Origin of the sequence: Tsukamurella sp. DT100 (assembly GCF_049844855.1) — a bacterium.
Taxonomy (GTDB): Bacteria; Actinomycetota; Actinomycetes; order Mycobacteriales; family Mycobacteriaceae; genus Tsukamurella.
On record NZ_JBNCLV010000004.1, the window covers coordinates 96,102 to 110,452 of the forward strand.

Here is a 14,351-nt window from a genome sequence, read left to right on the forward strand (position 1 = left end):
GGACGGGCCCTGCGGAGGAACCGGTGTCACGGGGTGGGCGGGGCCACCTGGCCGCCGGAGATCAGCCGGTAGGCATTGATCAGCACGAGCGAGGCGACGGGCGCCGCGACGAGCAGGCCGACGCCGCACAGTGCGCCGCCGATGGCCAGGATCACCACGGTGACGATGTAGACGAGGATCGAGTTGCCCACGTCCTTCTGGAAGACGGCGAAGCCCTGTTTGAAGGCCTCGCCCACGCCCAGCCCGCGGTCCACGACGGTCGGGAGGATGTACATCGTGACCAGACCGACGACGATCGAGCCGATGTAGCCCACGTACGGGATGGCCGAGATCAGGCTGGCGACGATCGCCAGGAGCAGCGCCGTGAGTATGGACGGGCCGGCGTTGCGCGGCGCGAAGAACGAGCCGATGCTCACCGGCTTGCCGTCAGCGATGTCCAGCAGGCCCGACGTGTACGCGACCAGGCAGATGTACAGGATGAGCGCGCCGACGAAGGAGAAGATCACCGTGGCCACGGATCCCGCGGTGGTGAGATCGACGGTGGTCGAGCCGTCCGACTCCTCGATCACGTCACCGACACCGAACTGGCTGATGAGGAAGTACGCCAGCGCGGAGGCGGCGACCAGCGCGATCGCGTAGACGATGATGGGGATGATCAGCGCGGCGGCGTTCTTCGTGAACTTGTTCCACGACCAGGAGATCGCGTCCCCTAGGTTGAAGTGCGCCTGCGGCGCAGGCGGGTACTGGCCGAATCCGGGCTGCCCGTAGCCCTGCGGCGGAACGGCCCCCTGTGGCGGAACTGCACCCTGCGGCGGCACCGGCGGCGGGAAGCCCTGCCCGGGCTGCGGGGGTACGGCGCCCTGCGGCGGAACGCCGGGCTGATCGCCTGTCGGATCGTTCGGTGGTTGCGTCACGGAAGCCTCCCCTGGGTCGGGAGCTCGGCGCTCCCGTTTTGCGGTCGCACTCATTTAACGACACAAACCGAGGGCCCGCCCACCGTTCGGTGAGCGGGCCCTGGTTCGGCTTCCGTGAGGACGGTTCCCCTAGGGGGTGAGCGGAGCCACCTGACCGCCGGTGAGGCGGCGCCACGTGTACACGATGACCAGCAGGCCGATCGGCAGCGTGATGAACGCGCAGATGCCCATGATGATCGCGGTGAGGATCCACACCAGCAGCGAGTTGCCGGCGTTGTTCTTGGCGGTCTCGAAGCTGGTGCGCAGCGCGTCGCCGAGCCCCAGATTGCGGTCGATGGTCGCGACGAGCACGAACATGAAGAGCCAGGCCGCCACGAGGCCGGGGATGACGCACAGCAGAGTTCCGACGCCGACGATCAGTCCGACGACGAGCGCCGCGACGAGCGCGGATCCGGTGTTGCGAGGCTTGAAGAACGAGCCGAGGGTGACCTCTTTGCCGTCGGCGAGATCGAGCAGCCCCGACAGCAGCGCCGTGTGGATCAGGTACTGCACGATGGCGATGACCAGCGCGAACAGCAGGGAACCGCCGAGGCTCGCGCCCAGCGAGACGTTGTCCGCGGTGTAGGTGTTGGTGGTCGGGTCGTACGTCGTGTCACTGGACGCCAGCATCCCGCCGAGCAGCAGGCTGTAACCGATGCCGAACACGACGTAGAAGATCACGCCGTAGATCAGGCCGGCGACCAGGACCGAGCCGGCGTTCTTGCTGAACTTGTTCCAGGCCCAGGAGAAGGCGTCACCGACGTTGAAGGGCTGCTGGCCGCCGAACTGCGGTGCGCCGTAGCCGCCGCCGGGAGGAGGCGGGAAGCCGCCCTGCGGCGGAGGCGGGAAGCCCTGTCCACCCTGCGGAGGCGGGAAGCCCTGGCCGCCTTGCCCGTAACCGGGATCCTGCGGGGGCGGGAAGCCTCCTGCGGGCGGGGGCGGGAAGCCGCCCTGCCCGTACCCCGGCTGCTGCGGGGGCTGCTGCGGGTAGCCACCCTGCTGGTATCCGCCCTGTTGCGGATCCTGCGGGTTCTGCGGGTAGCCGCCCTGGTTGTCACCAGGGTAGTTCGGCGGCTGCGTCATGGGTCTCCTCCACTTGCTCATGAACGAACAGGGAAAACCTACCAACCGCAGGTGGTGCACACCATAGGTGGCGGCTCAGCCACCGTCGGCCTGACGCTTCGCCTCGCGCTTGGCCTTCCGGAGCGCGAATTCCTCCTGTTCGAGGCGCAACGCCTCGTCGGGCGGGGGGGCCCCGCCGCCGAGCCTGGCCGGCACCCAGTCCTCCCCCGCCGGGGCGGGGAATCCGCGCTGCGCGTCCAGCACCGTCTCCCCCATGGCGGCCCGCAACCGAGCCGTCAGGGCGACGGGGTCGTCACCGTCGGGCAGGAGGGCCGGCCCGACCTCCACGACGACGGGGAACCGATGCCGACCGATGCGGCGCTGCGTGCCCTTGGACCAGATGCGCTGCGTGCCCCACACGGCCATCGGCACGATCGGCACGCCGGCCTCGATGGACATGCGGGCGGCGCCGGATTTGAGCTCCTTGAGCTCGAAGCTGCGGCTGATGGTGGCCTCGGGATAGAGGAGGATCACCTCGCCGCGCTCGAGGGCCGCTTCGGCCTCGTGGTAGCTCTCGGCGCCGTGCTCGCGGTCGACGCCGATCGCCCCGCAGTGCTTGATGATGAAGGCCATGATCTTCACCTTGCGGAGCTCGGCCTTGACCATGTAGCGCGGCCAGCGACCGGTCCTCTTCACCGCCAGTCCGGCTTCGAGGAAGTCGACGTAGGAGGTGTGGTTGACCGCGACGATGACGCCGCCGGTGGCGGGGATGTTCTCCAGGCCGCGGTACTCCACGCGCAGCCCCTGTGCGCCCACAATGCTTCTCGCGAGCATCAGGACCACCTGATAGACGGGTTCGCGCCGCGCCATCACACCCCCTGCAGTTGCTTCCTGCTGCGAGGATACGACGGCGCGGCGCGGGCCGCGTCGGATCAGTAGGCGACCGAGAACCGCTCCCGCTCGTGCGCGGGGGTGAGGATCTCGTCGACGAACGCGATCGCATAGTCGGCGCCGGAGATCTCGGAGTTCCCGTCGGCGTCGGTGAGCAGCAGGTCGCCACTCGTGCGGAAGGTGCCGCGCTTCTCGCCGGGGTTGAAGGAGCCGTAGCTCGCGGCGGGGCTGAGGTAGAACCAGTCCACGTCATCGACGGTGCGCAGGTAGTCCAGCGCGCGGTCGTGCTCCTGGGCGATCGGCTTGACCTCGTCGGGGAACGACGGGGTGTCGACCAGCTTGGGGCCGCCCTCCGCGACCAGCAGGCTGCCGGCGCCGCCGACCACGCCGAGGCGGGCGCCGGTGGAGCGCGCGGCGGCGACCAGCGCCTCCAGGGCGGTGCGCAGCTCGGTGCCGTCGCCCGACGGTGCCGCGGTCGGCAGGGCGGACACGATGACGGCGGCGCCCTCGACGGCGCGGGCCACGGAGGCCGCGTCCGTCACGTCGCCGGCCTCGGCGGTCGCGCCGGCCGGGACCTTCGCGACGTCGCGGGCGACGCCGACGACCTCGATACCGCGGTTCAGGGCCTCGGTGGTGATGTGGCCGCCCGAGTACCCGGACGCGCCGAAGACGGTGATCCTCACTTGGTGCCCTCCAGCTTGTTCTTGAGCAGCAGCGCGTCGATGCCCAGCGAGGTCTGCGGCACCGCGGCGACGGCGAGCAGGCCGGCGATCAGCACGAGCGGCAGCTCGATGCCGCCGCCGCCGGGGTTCGACGCGAAGAAGCCGTTGTCGATGTGCACCGTGAAGATGGCGCCGACCATGTCGATGATCAGCACGATCGCGACGATCGGGACCGCGAAGCCGACGATGAGGAGTGCGCCGCCGAGCAGCTCGGCCAGGCCGGCGAACCACGCCGACAGGGTCGGTGCCGGGACGCCCATCTTCTCGAAGGCGCCGGCGGTGCCGCTGAGGCCGTTGGTGACGACCTTCTGCCAGCCGTGCGCGAAGAAGACGACGCCGAGGATGACCCGGGCGAGCGTGAGAAGCGTGAACTGGGTGGTGACCAGTTTCTTGACCATTGAGATCTCCTAAGATGGTTGAAGCTTCAAGCGTTTGCCGTTACCATAGAAGCACAGACGAAACGTAAGCGCAATAATTCTGTACGTGTAAGGTTTCCGCCATGGCTGATTTCGACGTCTTCGCGAAGGACTGCCCCTCGCGCGAGGTGTTCGCCCACGTCACCGGACGATGGGGCGCGCTCGTCCTCGGGCGCCTGCGCACCGAGCCCCAACGCTTCGGCGAGATCCGCCGCCAGGTCGAGGGCATCAGCGACCGCATGCTCACGCAGACGCTGCGGTCACTCGTCGACGACGGGCTCGTGAGCCGCTACTCCGCCGGCACCAATCCCCCGCACACCGAGTACCGGCTCACCCCCGCCGGTGCCGATGTGGCGGAGGCGGTACTGCGGCTGGCCGAGGCCGTGGAGACGGCGATGACCACCACGGATCGTCCCTGACGCGAGCGCTCGATCCCCGGGAGGGAACTCATGTCCACCATGCCCGCGCTGTTCCTCAGCCACGGTGCACCGCCCCTCGTCGACGACGAGCGGTGGGTCGCGCAGCTGCGCCGGCTCGCCGCCGACCTGCCTCGGCCGGAACAGATCCTCGTCGTCTCCGCGCACTGGGAGGCGGCGCCGCTCACCGTGGGCGCCACCGATTCCCGCGTCCCGCTCACCTACGACTTCGGCGGCTTCCCGGAGCGGTACTACCGCACCGTCTACCCCTCCCCCGGCACGCCCGACCTGGCGGACCGGATCGCGGCCATGGCGCCCGACGACCAACCCGTGCACCGGGACTCGCAGCGCCGCCTGGACCACGGCGCGTACGTGCCGCTCACGGTGATGTACCCGGACGCCGACATCCCGACGCTGCAGGTCTCGCTCCCCACGCTGGAGCCGGAGGCGCTGTTCGGGCTGGGGCGGCGGCTCGCGGAGCTGCGCGAGGAGGGCGTGCTGATCATCGGCTCCGGGTTCACCACCCACGGCCTGCCCTTCCTCACCGACCCGAGCGCCGACGCCGTCGCGCCCGGGTGGTCGGTCGAGTTCGACGCGTGGGCACACGAGCGGTTCGCCGCCGGGGATGTGGACGGGCTCATGCGATTCCGCGAGGAGGCGCCGGGCATGCCCTACGCGCACCCGCGGATCGAGCACTTCGCGCCGCTGTTCGTCACGCTCGGCGCGGCGACCGATCCCGAGGCCGCGCCCGAGGAGCCTATCGACGGCTTTTGGATGGGTCTGGCCAAGCGCAGCATCGTCGCGGCCTGAGGCGCGCGTCAGGCCCCGTCGGCCTGCTCGGTCAGGTAGGCGAGGAGGGCGGCGTCGTCGGACTCGAGGCGGTCGACGATCTCACCGCCGTCGCAGCGCAGCAGGGCGACGACGGCGCGCTCGTCCGAGCGGTTCAGCACCGTCCACGTGCCGCCGGAGTCCTCCCAGCGCCGCAGCTGCTCGAGCGGGGTCATCGTCGACGGTGCGCCGTCAGGCGACGGCCTTCGCGACCAGGGCGGCGATCCGCGCCTCGGTCTCGGCGTCGAGGGCGGTGATGTTCCAGACGATGGGGTGCATGGTGGCGCCCTCCTCGAAGGCGGGGTTCACCGTCTCTCCGAATCCGAAGGCCACGTACGTGTCTCCGGGCTTGATGTAGCAGACGTCCTCGCCGCCGCCGACGTAGAACGGCAGGCCCCAGCGCACGACGGGCTCCAGGCCCGGCGCGTTCTCGCGGATGATGGCGTGCACGCGCTCCCCGATCTCGGCGTACGGCGCGGGCATGGCGCGGAGCTTCGCGAGAACGGCGGCGTCGCCCTTCTTGGTGAACATGACGGTGGGCCTCCTGCGGTCGGGCGGGAACCTCACGCTACCGCGAGCGCGCCGCGCGGGCGGGCCCGGAAACGAGTTCGGGCGGGGTTCTGATTTCTCAGAACCCCGCCCGGACTGCGGTTTCCTCTGTGGAGCTAAGGGGAATCGAACCCCTGACCTCCTCGATGCGAACGAGGCGCGCTACCAACTGCGCTATAGCCCCTTGCGGAACTCGAATACCTTAGCAAGCCCCGCGGCCAAACTGTTAACCGACCTTGCGCTCGTACGGTTCCCGCACGTCAGCGGGGCGATCGAGGAAGTCGAACTCCTCGGCGCGGTAGCGCGGCAGGTGGTCGAAGGCGGGGTCCTCGTCGTCGATCTCCATGACGATGCAGCCGCCGCGGCGCAGGTGCGCCGGCACCCCGTCGCGCACCTCGGCCTCGCGGGCGCGCTCACGCCGGGCCCGCTCCAGGCGCGCCATCCGGCGCCGTCGGATCTCGGTCTCGATCCGCACCGTCCGGCGGAGGTAGGCGAGGTAGGCGACCAGCGCGAGCACCACCGCACCGAGGCCGTACCAGGCGAAGGGCACGTTCATCAGGCCCGCGCCGAGCGCGACCACGGCGAGGACGCCCAGCACCAGCGTGACGCGCTGACGGAACCGGAACCGCGCCTCGGTGATCCGGGCGTCGTTCTCCGGGTCGTAGCCGCCGCGGCGGCGGCGCGGCTCGGCGGCATCGTCCTGCGCCTCGTCCGCGGCGGCGTACTCGTCCTCGTACTCGGCGTCGCCCTCGTACTCGGCGCCGTCCTCGGCGACCGGGCGGGCGACGGGGGCGAGCTCCTCGGTGAGCTGCTCGTCCACCGGCACCTCGTCGACGATGTCGTCGTACTCCGCGGCCTCGGCGAACTCCTCGGCCTCGGCGACGAGCTCGGGCTCCGCCTCGGCGACGGGCTCCTCGACGACGGGCTCCTCGACGGGTGCGGTCACGCGGCGGACGATCGGCGCGGCCTCGGGCGCGGCGGCCTCGTCGGAGGCCTCGGGCGCGTCGACGTCCAAGTGGTCGAGGTCGACGACCTTCGTCCGCTGGGACATAGCGGCCCGCTCGACGGTGTGGATCGGCGTGGTGTCGCCGTCCATCGGGCTGGATCCGTGCAGGTCGTCGACGTCGGAATCGACGTAGGCGTGCGCCTCCGCGTCCTCGTCGGCGCGGTCGTCGGTCGCGGAGACGGAGGTCTTGCCGAGCACGATCCGGCCGTCCTCGACGATCTCGTCGTCCTCGAGCTCGGCGTCCGCGTCGGCCGCGGCCGCGCCGCGCCGCTCCTCGACGACGGTGGCCGCGGGGCGGATGCGGCGCCGCACGGCGCGGCCGGCGGAGCCGCCGCGGTGCAGCAGCCTGGTCTTCAGCGTCGCGTCGGACACCTGGTTCACCTTGGGGTGCCGTGCCGCGAGCATCGGAACGAGCACCACCAGCCACGCGACGATCAGCCCCACCCAGAGCAGTGTCTGCGGGATCATGTCGGCTCCCTCCGGCAATCAGCGAGCACGGATCACATCCGTGTAAGTCGCCTTGAAGGCTATTTCACCGTGGTGAATCAGCGCGCCCGACGCGCCGTAGCCAAACCCCAAAAATCTCAAACAGTCACTTCAGTCACACGCTCAGAAGCGCGCGCGACCCGACCGGACCACCCGCGCGACCATGGAATCCGCGACCTCCTCGGCCGTGATCGCGACGAGCAGATGGTCGCGCCAGGCACCGTCGACGTGCAGGTACCGGCGCAGCAGGCCCTCCTCACGGAAGCCCGAATTCCGCAGCACCGCGCGCGATCCGGCGTTCTCCGGGCGCACCGTCGCGTCCACGCGATGCAGGCGCAGCGCGCCGAAGCAGTGGTCGACGGCGAGCGCGACCGCCGCCGTGGCCACCCCGCGGCCGGTCACCCGCCGGTCCACCCAGTACCCGACCCACGCGCTCTGCAGCTGCCCGCGCGTGATGTTCCCGATGGTGATCTGGCCGGCGTAGGCACCGTCGACCTCGATGACGAGAGGGACGATCGTCCCGGATCTCGCCTGCGAGCGCAGGGACGCGCACAGCGGCGTCCACTGCGAGGCCGCGTGCCGCCGTTGCCAGTTCACCTCGCCCGACGGTTCCCAGGGTTCCAGCTCGGCCCGGTTGAGCAGCCGCAGCCGCGACCACTGCCGGCCGTCGCGGGCGCGGATGGGGCGCAGCCGCACGACGCCGGCGGCCGTGGTGAGGGGCCCGAGCTCGACCTGCCAGTTCGCTCCGAACACCGACGTCAGCCGCGCTGGGCGAGGAAGGCGACGACCACGTCGTCGCCCGCCCGGACCTCGGTGACCTCCGGGTCCACGACGATGAGGCAGTTCGCCTCGGCCAGGCTCACCAGCAGGTGGGAGCCGTTGTCGGGGATCGGGGCGACCATGAACTCGCCGCTGTCCTCGTCGCGCATGAGCTGGCCGCGCACGTACTCGCGGCGCCCGGCCGGAGATTGGTGGGACGCGGCGCTCTTGGCCGTGACCAGGCGGCGCATCGGCTGCCGCTTGCCGAGCGCGATGCGGATCAGCGGCCGCACCATCACCTCGAAGGCGACCAGCGCGCTCATCGGGTTCGAGGGCAGCAGGAACGTGGGCACCTGATCGTCGCCGAGCGTGCCGAAGCCCTGCACCGACGCGGGGTGCATCGCGATGCGCTCCACCGCCAGGTCGCCGAGCTCGGCCAGGGCGGCGGTGATGTCGTCGGACGCGCTGCCGCCGAGCGCGGAGGTCACGATCACGACCTCGGAGCGCTGCAGCTGCGCCTCGACGGCCTCGCGCACCCCGTCGGTGGTGACGATGCCCACGCGGTGCACCTCGGCGCCGCAGTCGCGGGCGGCGGCGGCCAGCGCGTAGGAGGCCACGTCGTAGACCTGGCCCGCGCCGGTGTCGCGGTCGATGTCGACCAGCTCGCGGCCCACGGAGATCACGGCGACGCGGGGCCGCGGGTGCACGGAGACCTTGTCGCGCCCGACGGCCGCGAGCAGGCCCACCTGCGCGGGCCCCACGACGGTGCCGCGGCGCACGGCCACGTCGCCCGGCTGCACGTCGTCACCGGTGCGGCGGACGTACTGCCCGGACCGGACCGCATGTCCGACACGGACTTTCGACAGGCCACCGTCGGTCCACTTGTCGGGGAGGACGGCGTCGGCGAGCGTGGGCAGCGGCGCGCCGGTCTCGACCTTGACGGCCTGGCCGGGCTGCAGCCGGATGGGTTGGCGGTTGCCCGCGCGGACCTCGCCCACGACCGGCAGCGAGACGACGATCTGCTCGCCCGTCTCCTCGTCGGTCTCGCCGGCGCTCGCCACGTCGACGGAGCGCACGGCGTACCCGTCGATCGCGGCCTGGTCGAACGCGGGAAGGGCGTTCTCGACGACCACTTCCTCCGCGCACATGAGGCCCTGCGCCTCGGAGATCCCCACGCGCACCGGCCGCGGCGCCACCGCCGCCGCCGTGACCCGTGCCAGATGGTCCTCCACGGAGCGCATGCTCTCGGCCTCCTACAGCGTCAGTCTCGGTTCAGGCGATCCTGCAGCCAGTCGCGCAGGTCGGGACCGTAGTCGTCGCGGTCCAACGCCAAGTCAACCGCAGCCTTGAGGTAGCCCCCGGGATTTCCGAGGTCGTGTCGGGTTCCGCGGTGCACGACGACGTGCACGGGATGGCCCTCGCTGATGAGCAGCGCGATGGCGTCGGTCAGCTGGATCTCGCCGCCGGCGCCCTTGTCGATGCGACGCAGCGCGTCGAAGATCGCCCGGTCCAGCAGGTATCGGCCGGCCGCCGCGTAGTTCGACGGGGCGTCCTCGGCCTTGGGCTTCTCGACCATGCCGTTGACCTTGAGCACGTCGGGATTGGTGGCGTCGGGCACGATCTCGACGTCGAACGCGCCGTAGCTGCTGATCTGCTCCGGGGAGACCTCGATCGCGCACAGCACGGAGCCGCCGCGCTTCTCGCGGACCTTCGCCATCGTCGTGAGCACGCCGATGGGCAGCACCAGATCGTCGGGCAGCAGGACGGCGACGGCGTCCTCGTCGTCGTCGAGGACCGGCTCGACGCAGGACACGGCGTGGCCCAGACCCAGCGGCTTCTCCTGGATGACGGCCTCGGCGTGGATCAGGTTCGGGGCGCGACGCACCTTGTCGAGCATCGCGGTCTTGCCGCGCTTCTCCAGGGTGCCCTCAAGGACGAGGTCCTCGACGAAGTGGGCGACCACGCCGTCCTTACCGGGGCTGGTGACGATGCAGAGCCGCTCCGCACCGGCGGCCGCGGCCTCCTCCGCCACCAGCTCGATGCCGGGGGTGTCGACCACCGGGAGCAGCTCCTTCGGCACCGTCTTGGTGGCGGGAAGGAATCGGGTACCGAGGCCGGCAGCGGGGACGATCGCGGTCTTCGGAATGGACGGCGCGTTGCTCATTCCCCCACCTTAGGCTAGGTCACGTGAAGGTAACGATCCGAGTGGCTGGGAGTTCGCTGCATGAGCACTGAGTCCAAGGCCTCCTGGCGCGCACGTTTCCGCCGTGGTCGCGCGGCCATGACGGGCGCTCAGCGGGCGGAGGCCGCGGCGGCGTTGACCTCGGTTCTGGCCGCGTTGGACCTGGGTGAGGTGGTCGCGGCGTACGTGCCGGTGGGCTCCGAGCCGTCGTTCAGTCTCGACCGGCGGGTGCTGCTGCCGGTGACGCCGGCGGAGCCGGGACCGCTGGACTGGGCGTGGTCGGGCTCACTCGCCCCCGGCCCCTTCGGCCTGCTGGAACCCACCGGTCCCCGGCTCGGGGTCGAGGCGCTTTCCGGGGCTTCGGCGGTGCTCCTCCCCGCGCTGGGCTGCTCCCGGGAGGGAGTACGACTGGGGCGGGGAGCCGGCTACTACGACCGCTCCCTGCGCCCCGGACCGCGACTGATCGCGGTGGTCTACGACGACGAGCTGGTGGACTCCCTGCCGTCGGAGCCCACGGATGTGCCGGTGCATGCCGCGCTGACCCCGTCGGGGCTGGTGGAGTTCTGATATCGCCGAGGAATTCGCATCGGTGCGCCGGCGGAGGGAGGATTTCCCTCGGGTACCAGGAGGAACGCGAAATCCCCGGCGTAGTTCTCGGCGCCGTTCTCCACAGGTAAGGGTACGAAACGAGTTCTCTCCACAGGAAGGCGGCGGGAGGCCTCACCCATCCGCCGCGGCCTCGATCATCGGACCATGACCACACTGGAATTGATCGCGCAGATGGCCGCGGCCAGCGGCGGAGTCGTCTCCCGGCGAGCGTTGATCCGTGGCGGCGCCGACGCGGCGGAGATCGAGCGGTTGCGGAGCCGCGGCGTCATTGCCGCCGTCCGCCGCGGTTGGTACTCGGTGCCCGGAGCGAAGCCGATCGTGGTGGCCGCAGTGAAGAACGGCGCCGCTCTCACCTGCGTCTCGGCGCTGCCGTACTACCCCGGGGTCTGGGTCCCGCCCGGCGACGGCAGGACACATCTCCGCTGGCCCCGACATCTCAAGCACCGTCGCACGCACAGGCAGTGCCGCGCGTACCGCACGCTGCCGTCGCCGGTCCATGCCGTCGATCCACTCGTCACGACGTTGCTGTGCGCGGCGAACTGCGTGAGCGACGAGAACCTGGTCGCCGTACTCGACTCGGTGCTCCGCCTCCCCGATCCGGTCACCATCGACGACCTGCGTGTGGCGTTCGACGGAGCGCCCCGTCGGATCAGCCGCCTCCTCGGCCTCCTCGATCCGAAGGCGGGCTCGGGCACAGAATCCCTCACCCGCTACCGCCTGCACTGCCTCGGAATCAGAACGCGGTCGCAGGTGGCGCTGCCATGGGGCATCGTCGACCTCCTCGCGGGCGAGAAGTTGGTCATCGAATGCGACAGCGAGGAGTACCACGGCGGCGCTCAGCGGCGCGCCGATCTGCGGCGCGACCGCATCGCCGTGCGCGGTGACTATCGCGTGATGCGGATCGACTACCAGGATGTGATCGCGAATTGGGATGCTGTCCGCGACGACATCCTCGACATCGTGCGAACCGACCGTCACCGCGGGAAGACCCGGGAGATCAGCATCGAGAACCGCACCGAGTCCGAATCCGGCTTCGACCACGCGTGAAACGCGAATTCCCCGGAGACCTAGATCAGGAGGCGGGAGATGTACTTCTCGCCGTAGGTGCGCAGGGCGGCGGTGTCACTGATGTCCAGGCCGGTGGGCGAGTTGGACAGCAACGATCCCGTGATCCGCAGCATCAGATCCACCACCGAACAGAGCTCGGCGTAGTCCTGCTCGGCGCCGGTGTTGCGCAGGCGGATCACGATGCCCTGGATGAGCAGGTCCCACACGCCGCGCGGGATGCGCAGGAAGTACTCGGGCTCGGCGGCCAGCACCTTGGACACGGCCATGTTCGACTCGGCCTGTTCGATGCTCAGCACGAACACCTCGACCAGCGTCTGCTGCGGCGTGTACCCGACGATGGTCTTGTCGAGCTTGCGGCGCAGGGTGCGGATCTCGATCGCGACGACGCGGGCGATCAGCTGGTCGCGGTTGGGGAAGATCCGGTACAGCGTGCTGCGGGAGACGTGCGCCTGCTTGGCCACCTGGTCCATGCTGACGCCGGGGATGCCGTTCGCGGCGATCACCTCACGTGCCGCGTCCACGATCCGCCGCGCAGGTGAGGGAACCGTCATAGCGGTATCGTATCCGCTCACATCCTTGGCACTCGAATCGCAGGAGTGCTAAATCGAGGGGTAGAATCGCGAGGTGCCTACCTATTCGTATCAGTGCAAGGAGTGCGGCGAGGCCTTCGACGCCGTCCAGTCCTTCTCCGACGATCCGTTGACCGTGTGCCCCAACTGCGGCGGCCCGCTGCGGAAGCTGTTCAACTCCGTGGGCGTCGTCTTCAAGGGCAGCGGCTTCTACCGCACTGATTCCCGCAGCTCCAAGGCCGAGACGACGGCCAAGTCGGAGACGAAGTCGGACACGGCAGCGAAGGTCGACAAGGCGACCAGCTCGTGACCCACGTCTTCGACGAGGCGACGTCCGTCGAGCCGATCGCCGGCGGATTCCGCGCGCAGACGCACCCGGCCTACAACAACATGGTCGGCCCGTTCGGCGGGATCACCGCCGCCACCGTCGTCGCGGCGCTACAGGCGCACCCCGAGGCGCAGGGCCACCCGCTCAGCCTCACCCTCAACTTCGCCGCCCCGATCAAGGACGGCGCCTGGGACGTCGCGATCACCGTGCTCCGCACGAATCGCACCAACCAGCACTTCACGTACGTCATCAATCAGGGCGACGGTGCCGTCGCCTCCGGTACCGCGGTGTTCGGCACCCGTCGCGATACCTGGAGCGACACCGAGTCCGCCTTCCCCGAGGTCGGGTCCCCCGAGGGCATCGCCGAGAAGCCCTTCCCCGCGATGATCGCCTGGGCGCAGAACTACGAGACCCGCTTCGTCGAGGGCAGCCTGGAGATGGACGGCCCGCAGGACGCGTCGACGACCACCATGTGGCTGCGCGACAAGCCGGCGCGCCCCCTGGACTACCCGGCGCTGGCCTCGATCTCCGACTCGTTCTTCCCGCGGATCTTCCTGCGCCGCGGCACGTACGTCCCGGCGGGCACCATCTCGCTGACGACCTACTTCCACGCGAGCCCCGCGGAACTCGAGCAGCAGTCCGACGACTACCTGCTCGCCACCGCCCGCGCGGCCCGGTTCGGGCACGGTCATTTCGATCAGTACGGCCAGGTCTGGGGCCGGAACGGCGCACTGCTCGCGACCACGCATCAGATCGTCTACTACAAGGATCCGCAGGCCTGATCCTCCGGCCTTTCTCCACAGGTTCGGGGTTATCCACAGGCACCCCTTTTCCGACGGTGCCGGGGTGCGGCACCGTCGTAGCCTCCGGGCATGGACTCCTTGCAACCGACCGGAGCGGAACGGATCCGGGCCGCGCTGCGGCCGGGCTGGGCCCGCACGCTGACGGCTCGGCGGACGGTCGCCGCGGCGCTGGCCGTGCTCGCGCTGATCGTGGCCGTCACCAGCCGCCCGAGCGGCCCGCAGGAGCAGGTTCTGGTGGCCGCGCGGGAACTGGGGCCGGGCGGCCGGCTCACCGCCGAGGACCTCGCGGTGCGCACGGTGCCCGCAGAGCTCGCGCCGCAGGACGCGCTGGCCGGGCCCGACGATGCCGTCGGCCGGTCGGTGACGGGGCCCGTGGGCGCGGGCGAGATCCTCACGGGCCGCCGAGTGCTTACCGACCGCACCGCCGGGTACATCCGCCCGGGATCGCGACTGGTCCCGGTCTCACTCCAGGACGCGGCCACGATGGATCTGCTCCGCGCGGGCGACGTGGTCGACGTGGTGGCGCAGCGCAAGGACGACTCCCCTGCCGTGCTGGCCCGCTCGGCGACGGTGGCCGTGGCCGCGGCTCCCCAGGCCACCCGGCAGCAGGCCCGCACGGCGATGCTCGCGATGTCGGAGTCGGAGGCGCACGCCGTGGCCGCCGCGGCGCTCAGCTCCCCGCTGTCGGTGGTCTTCCGGTGAGG

General features: G+C 70.5%; 19 protein-coding genes and 1 tRNA gene. 7 read left to right on the forward strand and 13 right to left on the reverse strand.

All coding sequences use genetic code 11. The features are described from left to right. Window positions 1-26: 26 nt before the first annotated feature. The 5 genes from ACLQ3K_RS10575 to ACLQ3K_RS10595 form a co-directional block, all read right to left on the reverse strand. Window positions 27-914 carry a hypothetical protein gene (locus ACLQ3K_RS10575; RefSeq protein WP_425999144.1) on the reverse strand — a complete coding sequence of 296 codons (888 nt, stop codon included), beginning with the start codon at window positions 912-914 and terminating at the stop codon, window positions 27-29. Between the two features lie 129 nt (window positions 915-1,043). Continuing rightward, window positions 1,044-2,036 carry a hypothetical protein gene (locus ACLQ3K_RS10580; RefSeq protein WP_425999146.1) on the reverse strand — a complete coding sequence of 331 codons (993 nt, stop codon included), beginning with the start codon at window positions 2,034-2,036 and terminating at the stop codon, window positions 1,044-1,046. A 75-nt stretch (window positions 2,037-2,111) separates the two neighbouring features. Next, window positions 2,112-2,885, reverse strand: a complete 774-nt coding sequence (locus tag ACLQ3K_RS10585; RefSeq protein ID WP_425999148.1) for a lysophospholipid acyltransferase family protein — start codon at window positions 2,883-2,885, stop codon at window positions 2,112-2,114. A 62-nt stretch (window positions 2,886-2,947) separates the two neighbouring features. Further along, window positions 2,948-3,589 (reverse strand): NAD(P)-dependent oxidoreductase, encoded by a 642-nt coding sequence (locus ACLQ3K_RS10590; RefSeq protein ID WP_425999150.1) that lies wholly within the window; start codon window positions 3,587-3,589, stop codon window positions 2,948-2,950. Then, a complete protein-coding gene (locus tag ACLQ3K_RS10595) occupies window positions 3,586-4,026 on the reverse strand; it encodes a DoxX family protein (RefSeq protein WP_425999152.1) in 441 nt (146 codons plus the stop codon). The genes ACLQ3K_RS10590 and ACLQ3K_RS10595 overlap by 4 nt, the downstream gene beginning before the upstream one ends. Before the next feature lie 101 nt (window positions 4,027-4,127). On the opposite strand from ACLQ3K_RS10595, the gene ACLQ3K_RS10600 reads away from it, so the two are divergent. Together ACLQ3K_RS10600 and ACLQ3K_RS10605 are read left to right on the forward strand one after the other, a co-directional pair. Then, on the forward strand, window positions 4,128-4,463 hold the full coding sequence (locus ACLQ3K_RS10600) for a winged helix-turn-helix transcriptional regulator (RefSeq protein ID WP_425999154.1): 336 nt from the start codon (window positions 4,128-4,130) through the stop codon (window positions 4,461-4,463). A gap of 30 nt (window positions 4,464-4,493) precedes the next feature. After that, window positions 4,494-5,270: a dioxygenase gene (locus tag ACLQ3K_RS10605; RefSeq protein WP_425999156.1), complete on the forward strand. Its 777-nt coding sequence runs from the start codon at window positions 4,494-4,496 to the stop codon at window positions 5,268-5,270. Between the two features lie 8 nt (window positions 5,271-5,278). Here the strand turns inward: ACLQ3K_RS10605 and ACLQ3K_RS10610 are convergent, their stop codons facing one another. The 7 genes from ACLQ3K_RS10610 to ACLQ3K_RS10640 all read right to left on the reverse strand — a co-directional run bounded on the left by ACLQ3K_RS10610 (window position 5,279) and on the right by ACLQ3K_RS10640 (window position 10,252). Continuing rightward, window positions 5,279-5,464 carry a hypothetical protein gene (locus ACLQ3K_RS10610; protein ID WP_425999158.1) on the reverse strand — a complete coding sequence of 62 codons (186 nt, stop codon included), beginning with the start codon at window positions 5,462-5,464 and terminating at the stop codon, window positions 5,279-5,281. A gap of 16 nt (window positions 5,465-5,480) precedes the next feature. Next, window positions 5,481-5,819 carry a DUF1801 domain-containing protein gene (locus tag ACLQ3K_RS10615; protein ID WP_336670001.1) on the reverse strand — a complete coding sequence of 113 codons (339 nt, stop codon included), beginning with the start codon at window positions 5,817-5,819 and terminating at the stop codon, window positions 5,481-5,483. Window positions 5,820-5,948: 129 nt separating this feature from the next. After that, a tRNA-Ala gene (locus ACLQ3K_RS10620) sits at window positions 5,949-6,021 on the reverse strand. Between the two features lie 42 nt (window positions 6,022-6,063). After that, window positions 6,064-7,311 (reverse strand): gephyrin-like molybdotransferase receptor GlpR, encoded by a 1,248-nt coding sequence (gene glpR / locus ACLQ3K_RS10625; protein ID WP_425999160.1) that lies wholly within the window; start codon window positions 7,309-7,311, stop codon window positions 6,064-6,066. A 141-nt stretch (window positions 7,312-7,452) separates the two neighbouring features. Beyond that, on the reverse strand, window positions 7,453-8,082 hold the full coding sequence (locus tag ACLQ3K_RS10630; RefSeq protein WP_224647028.1) for a GNAT family N-acetyltransferase: 630 nt from the start codon (window positions 8,080-8,082) through the stop codon (window positions 7,453-7,455). Window positions 8,083-8,087: 5 nt separating this feature from the next. Continuing rightward, entirely contained in the window at window positions 8,088-9,329 is a 1,242-nt protein-coding gene (glp, locus tag ACLQ3K_RS10635; protein ID WP_425999162.1) for a gephyrin-like molybdotransferase Glp, read from the reverse strand. 20 nt (window positions 9,330-9,349) lie between these two features. Then, a complete protein-coding gene (locus ACLQ3K_RS10640) occupies window positions 9,350-10,252 on the reverse strand; it encodes a UTP--glucose-1-phosphate uridylyltransferase (RefSeq protein ID WP_425999164.1) in 903 nt (300 codons plus the stop codon). A gap of 60 nt (window positions 10,253-10,312) precedes the next feature. On the opposite strand from ACLQ3K_RS10640, the gene ACLQ3K_RS10645 reads away from it, so the two are divergent. Together ACLQ3K_RS10645 and ACLQ3K_RS10650 are read left to right on the forward strand one after the other, a co-directional pair. Beyond that, a complete protein-coding gene (locus ACLQ3K_RS10645; protein ID WP_425999166.1) occupies window positions 10,313-10,837 on the forward strand; it encodes a 5-formyltetrahydrofolate cyclo-ligase in 525 nt (174 codons plus the stop codon). A gap of 186 nt (window positions 10,838-11,023) precedes the next feature. Then, window positions 11,024-11,926 (forward strand): DUF559 domain-containing protein, encoded by a 903-nt coding sequence (locus tag ACLQ3K_RS10650; RefSeq protein ID WP_425999168.1) that lies wholly within the window; start codon window positions 11,024-11,026, stop codon window positions 11,924-11,926. 20 nt (window positions 11,927-11,946) lie between these two features. On the opposite strand, the gene ACLQ3K_RS10655 is transcribed toward ACLQ3K_RS10650, so the two are convergent. Next, window positions 11,947-12,498, reverse strand: a complete 552-nt coding sequence (locus ACLQ3K_RS10655; protein WP_425999170.1) for a TetR/AcrR family transcriptional regulator — start codon at window positions 12,496-12,498, stop codon at window positions 11,947-11,949. 73 nt (window positions 12,499-12,571) lie between these two features. Here ACLQ3K_RS10655 and ACLQ3K_RS10660 point away from each other — a divergent pair, with 73 nt between their 5' ends. The 3 genes from ACLQ3K_RS10660 (at window position 12,572) to ACLQ3K_RS10670 (ending at window position 14,349) form a co-directional block, all read left to right on the forward strand. Next, the gene (locus ACLQ3K_RS10660) at window positions 12,572-12,826 is read left to right on the forward strand and encodes an FmdB family zinc ribbon protein (RefSeq protein WP_425999172.1); all 255 of its coding nucleotides are present in this window, start codon (window positions 12,572-12,574) and stop codon (window positions 12,824-12,826) included. Next, window positions 12,823-13,626 (forward strand): acyl-CoA thioesterase, encoded by an 804-nt coding sequence (locus ACLQ3K_RS10665; protein ID WP_425999174.1) that lies wholly within the window; start codon window positions 12,823-12,825, stop codon window positions 13,624-13,626. The genes ACLQ3K_RS10660 and ACLQ3K_RS10665 overlap by 4 nt, the downstream gene beginning before the upstream one ends. A 90-nt stretch (window positions 13,627-13,716) precedes the next feature. Beyond that, the gene (locus tag ACLQ3K_RS10670) at window positions 13,717-14,349 is read left to right on the forward strand and encodes an SAF domain-containing protein (RefSeq protein WP_425999176.1); all 633 of its coding nucleotides are present in this window, start codon (window positions 13,717-13,719) and stop codon (window positions 14,347-14,349) included. Window positions 14,350-14,351 lie beyond the last annotated feature (2 nt).

What these genes read in the sequence shown, in the direction of transcription:
- ACLQ3K_RS10640 (WP_425999164.1), bottom strand. Translation starts at nt 10,252, where the DNA reads ATGAGCAACGCGCCGTCCATTCCGAAGACCGCGATCGTCCCCGCTGCC.
- ACLQ3K_RS10580 (WP_425999146.1), bottom strand. Translation starts at nt 2,036, where the DNA reads ATGACGCAGCCGCCGAACTACCCTGGTGACAACCAGGGCGGCTACCCG.
- ACLQ3K_RS10585 (WP_425999148.1), bottom strand. Translation starts at nt 2,885, where the DNA reads ATGGCGCGGCGCGAACCCGTCTATCAGGTGGTCCTGATGCTCGCGAGA.
- ACLQ3K_RS10605 (WP_425999156.1), top strand. Translation starts at nt 4,494, where the DNA reads ATGTCCACCATGCCCGCGCTGTTCCTCAGCCACGGTGCACCGCCCCTC.
- ACLQ3K_RS10650 (WP_425999168.1), top strand. Translation starts at nt 11,024, where the DNA reads ATGACCACACTGGAATTGATCGCGCAGATGGCCGCGGCCAGCGGCGGA.
- ACLQ3K_RS10610 (WP_425999158.1), bottom strand. Translation starts at nt 5,464, where the DNA reads ATGACCCCGCTCGAGCAGCTGCGGCGCTGGGAGGACTCCGGCGGCACG.
- ACLQ3K_RS10600 (WP_425999154.1), top strand. Translation starts at nt 4,128, where the DNA reads ATGGCTGATTTCGACGTCTTCGCGAAGGACTGCCCCTCGCGCGAGGTG.
- ACLQ3K_RS10615 (WP_336670001.1), bottom strand. Translation starts at nt 5,819, where the DNA reads ATGTTCACCAAGAAGGGCGACGCCGCCGTTCTCGCGAAGCTCCGCGCC.
- ACLQ3K_RS10595 (WP_425999152.1), bottom strand. Translation starts at nt 4,026, where the DNA reads ATGGTCAAGAAACTGGTCACCACCCAGTTCACGCTTCTCACGCTCGCC.
- glpR (WP_425999160.1), bottom strand. Translation starts at nt 7,311, where the DNA reads ATGATCCCGCAGACACTGCTCTGGGTGGGGCTGATCGTCGCGTGGCTG.
- ACLQ3K_RS10645 (WP_425999166.1), top strand. Translation starts at nt 10,313, where the DNA reads ATGAGCACTGAGTCCAAGGCCTCCTGGCGCGCACGTTTCCGCCGTGGT.
- glp (WP_425999162.1), bottom strand. Translation starts at nt 9,329, where the DNA reads ATGCGCTCCGTGGAGGACCATCTGGCACGGGTCACGGCGGCGGCGGTG.
- ACLQ3K_RS10670 (WP_425999176.1), top strand. Translation starts at nt 13,717, where the DNA reads ATGGACTCCTTGCAACCGACCGGAGCGGAACGGATCCGGGCCGCGCTG.
- ACLQ3K_RS10655 (WP_425999170.1), bottom strand. Translation starts at nt 12,498, where the DNA reads ATGACGGTTCCCTCACCTGCGCGGCGGATCGTGGACGCGGCACGTGAG.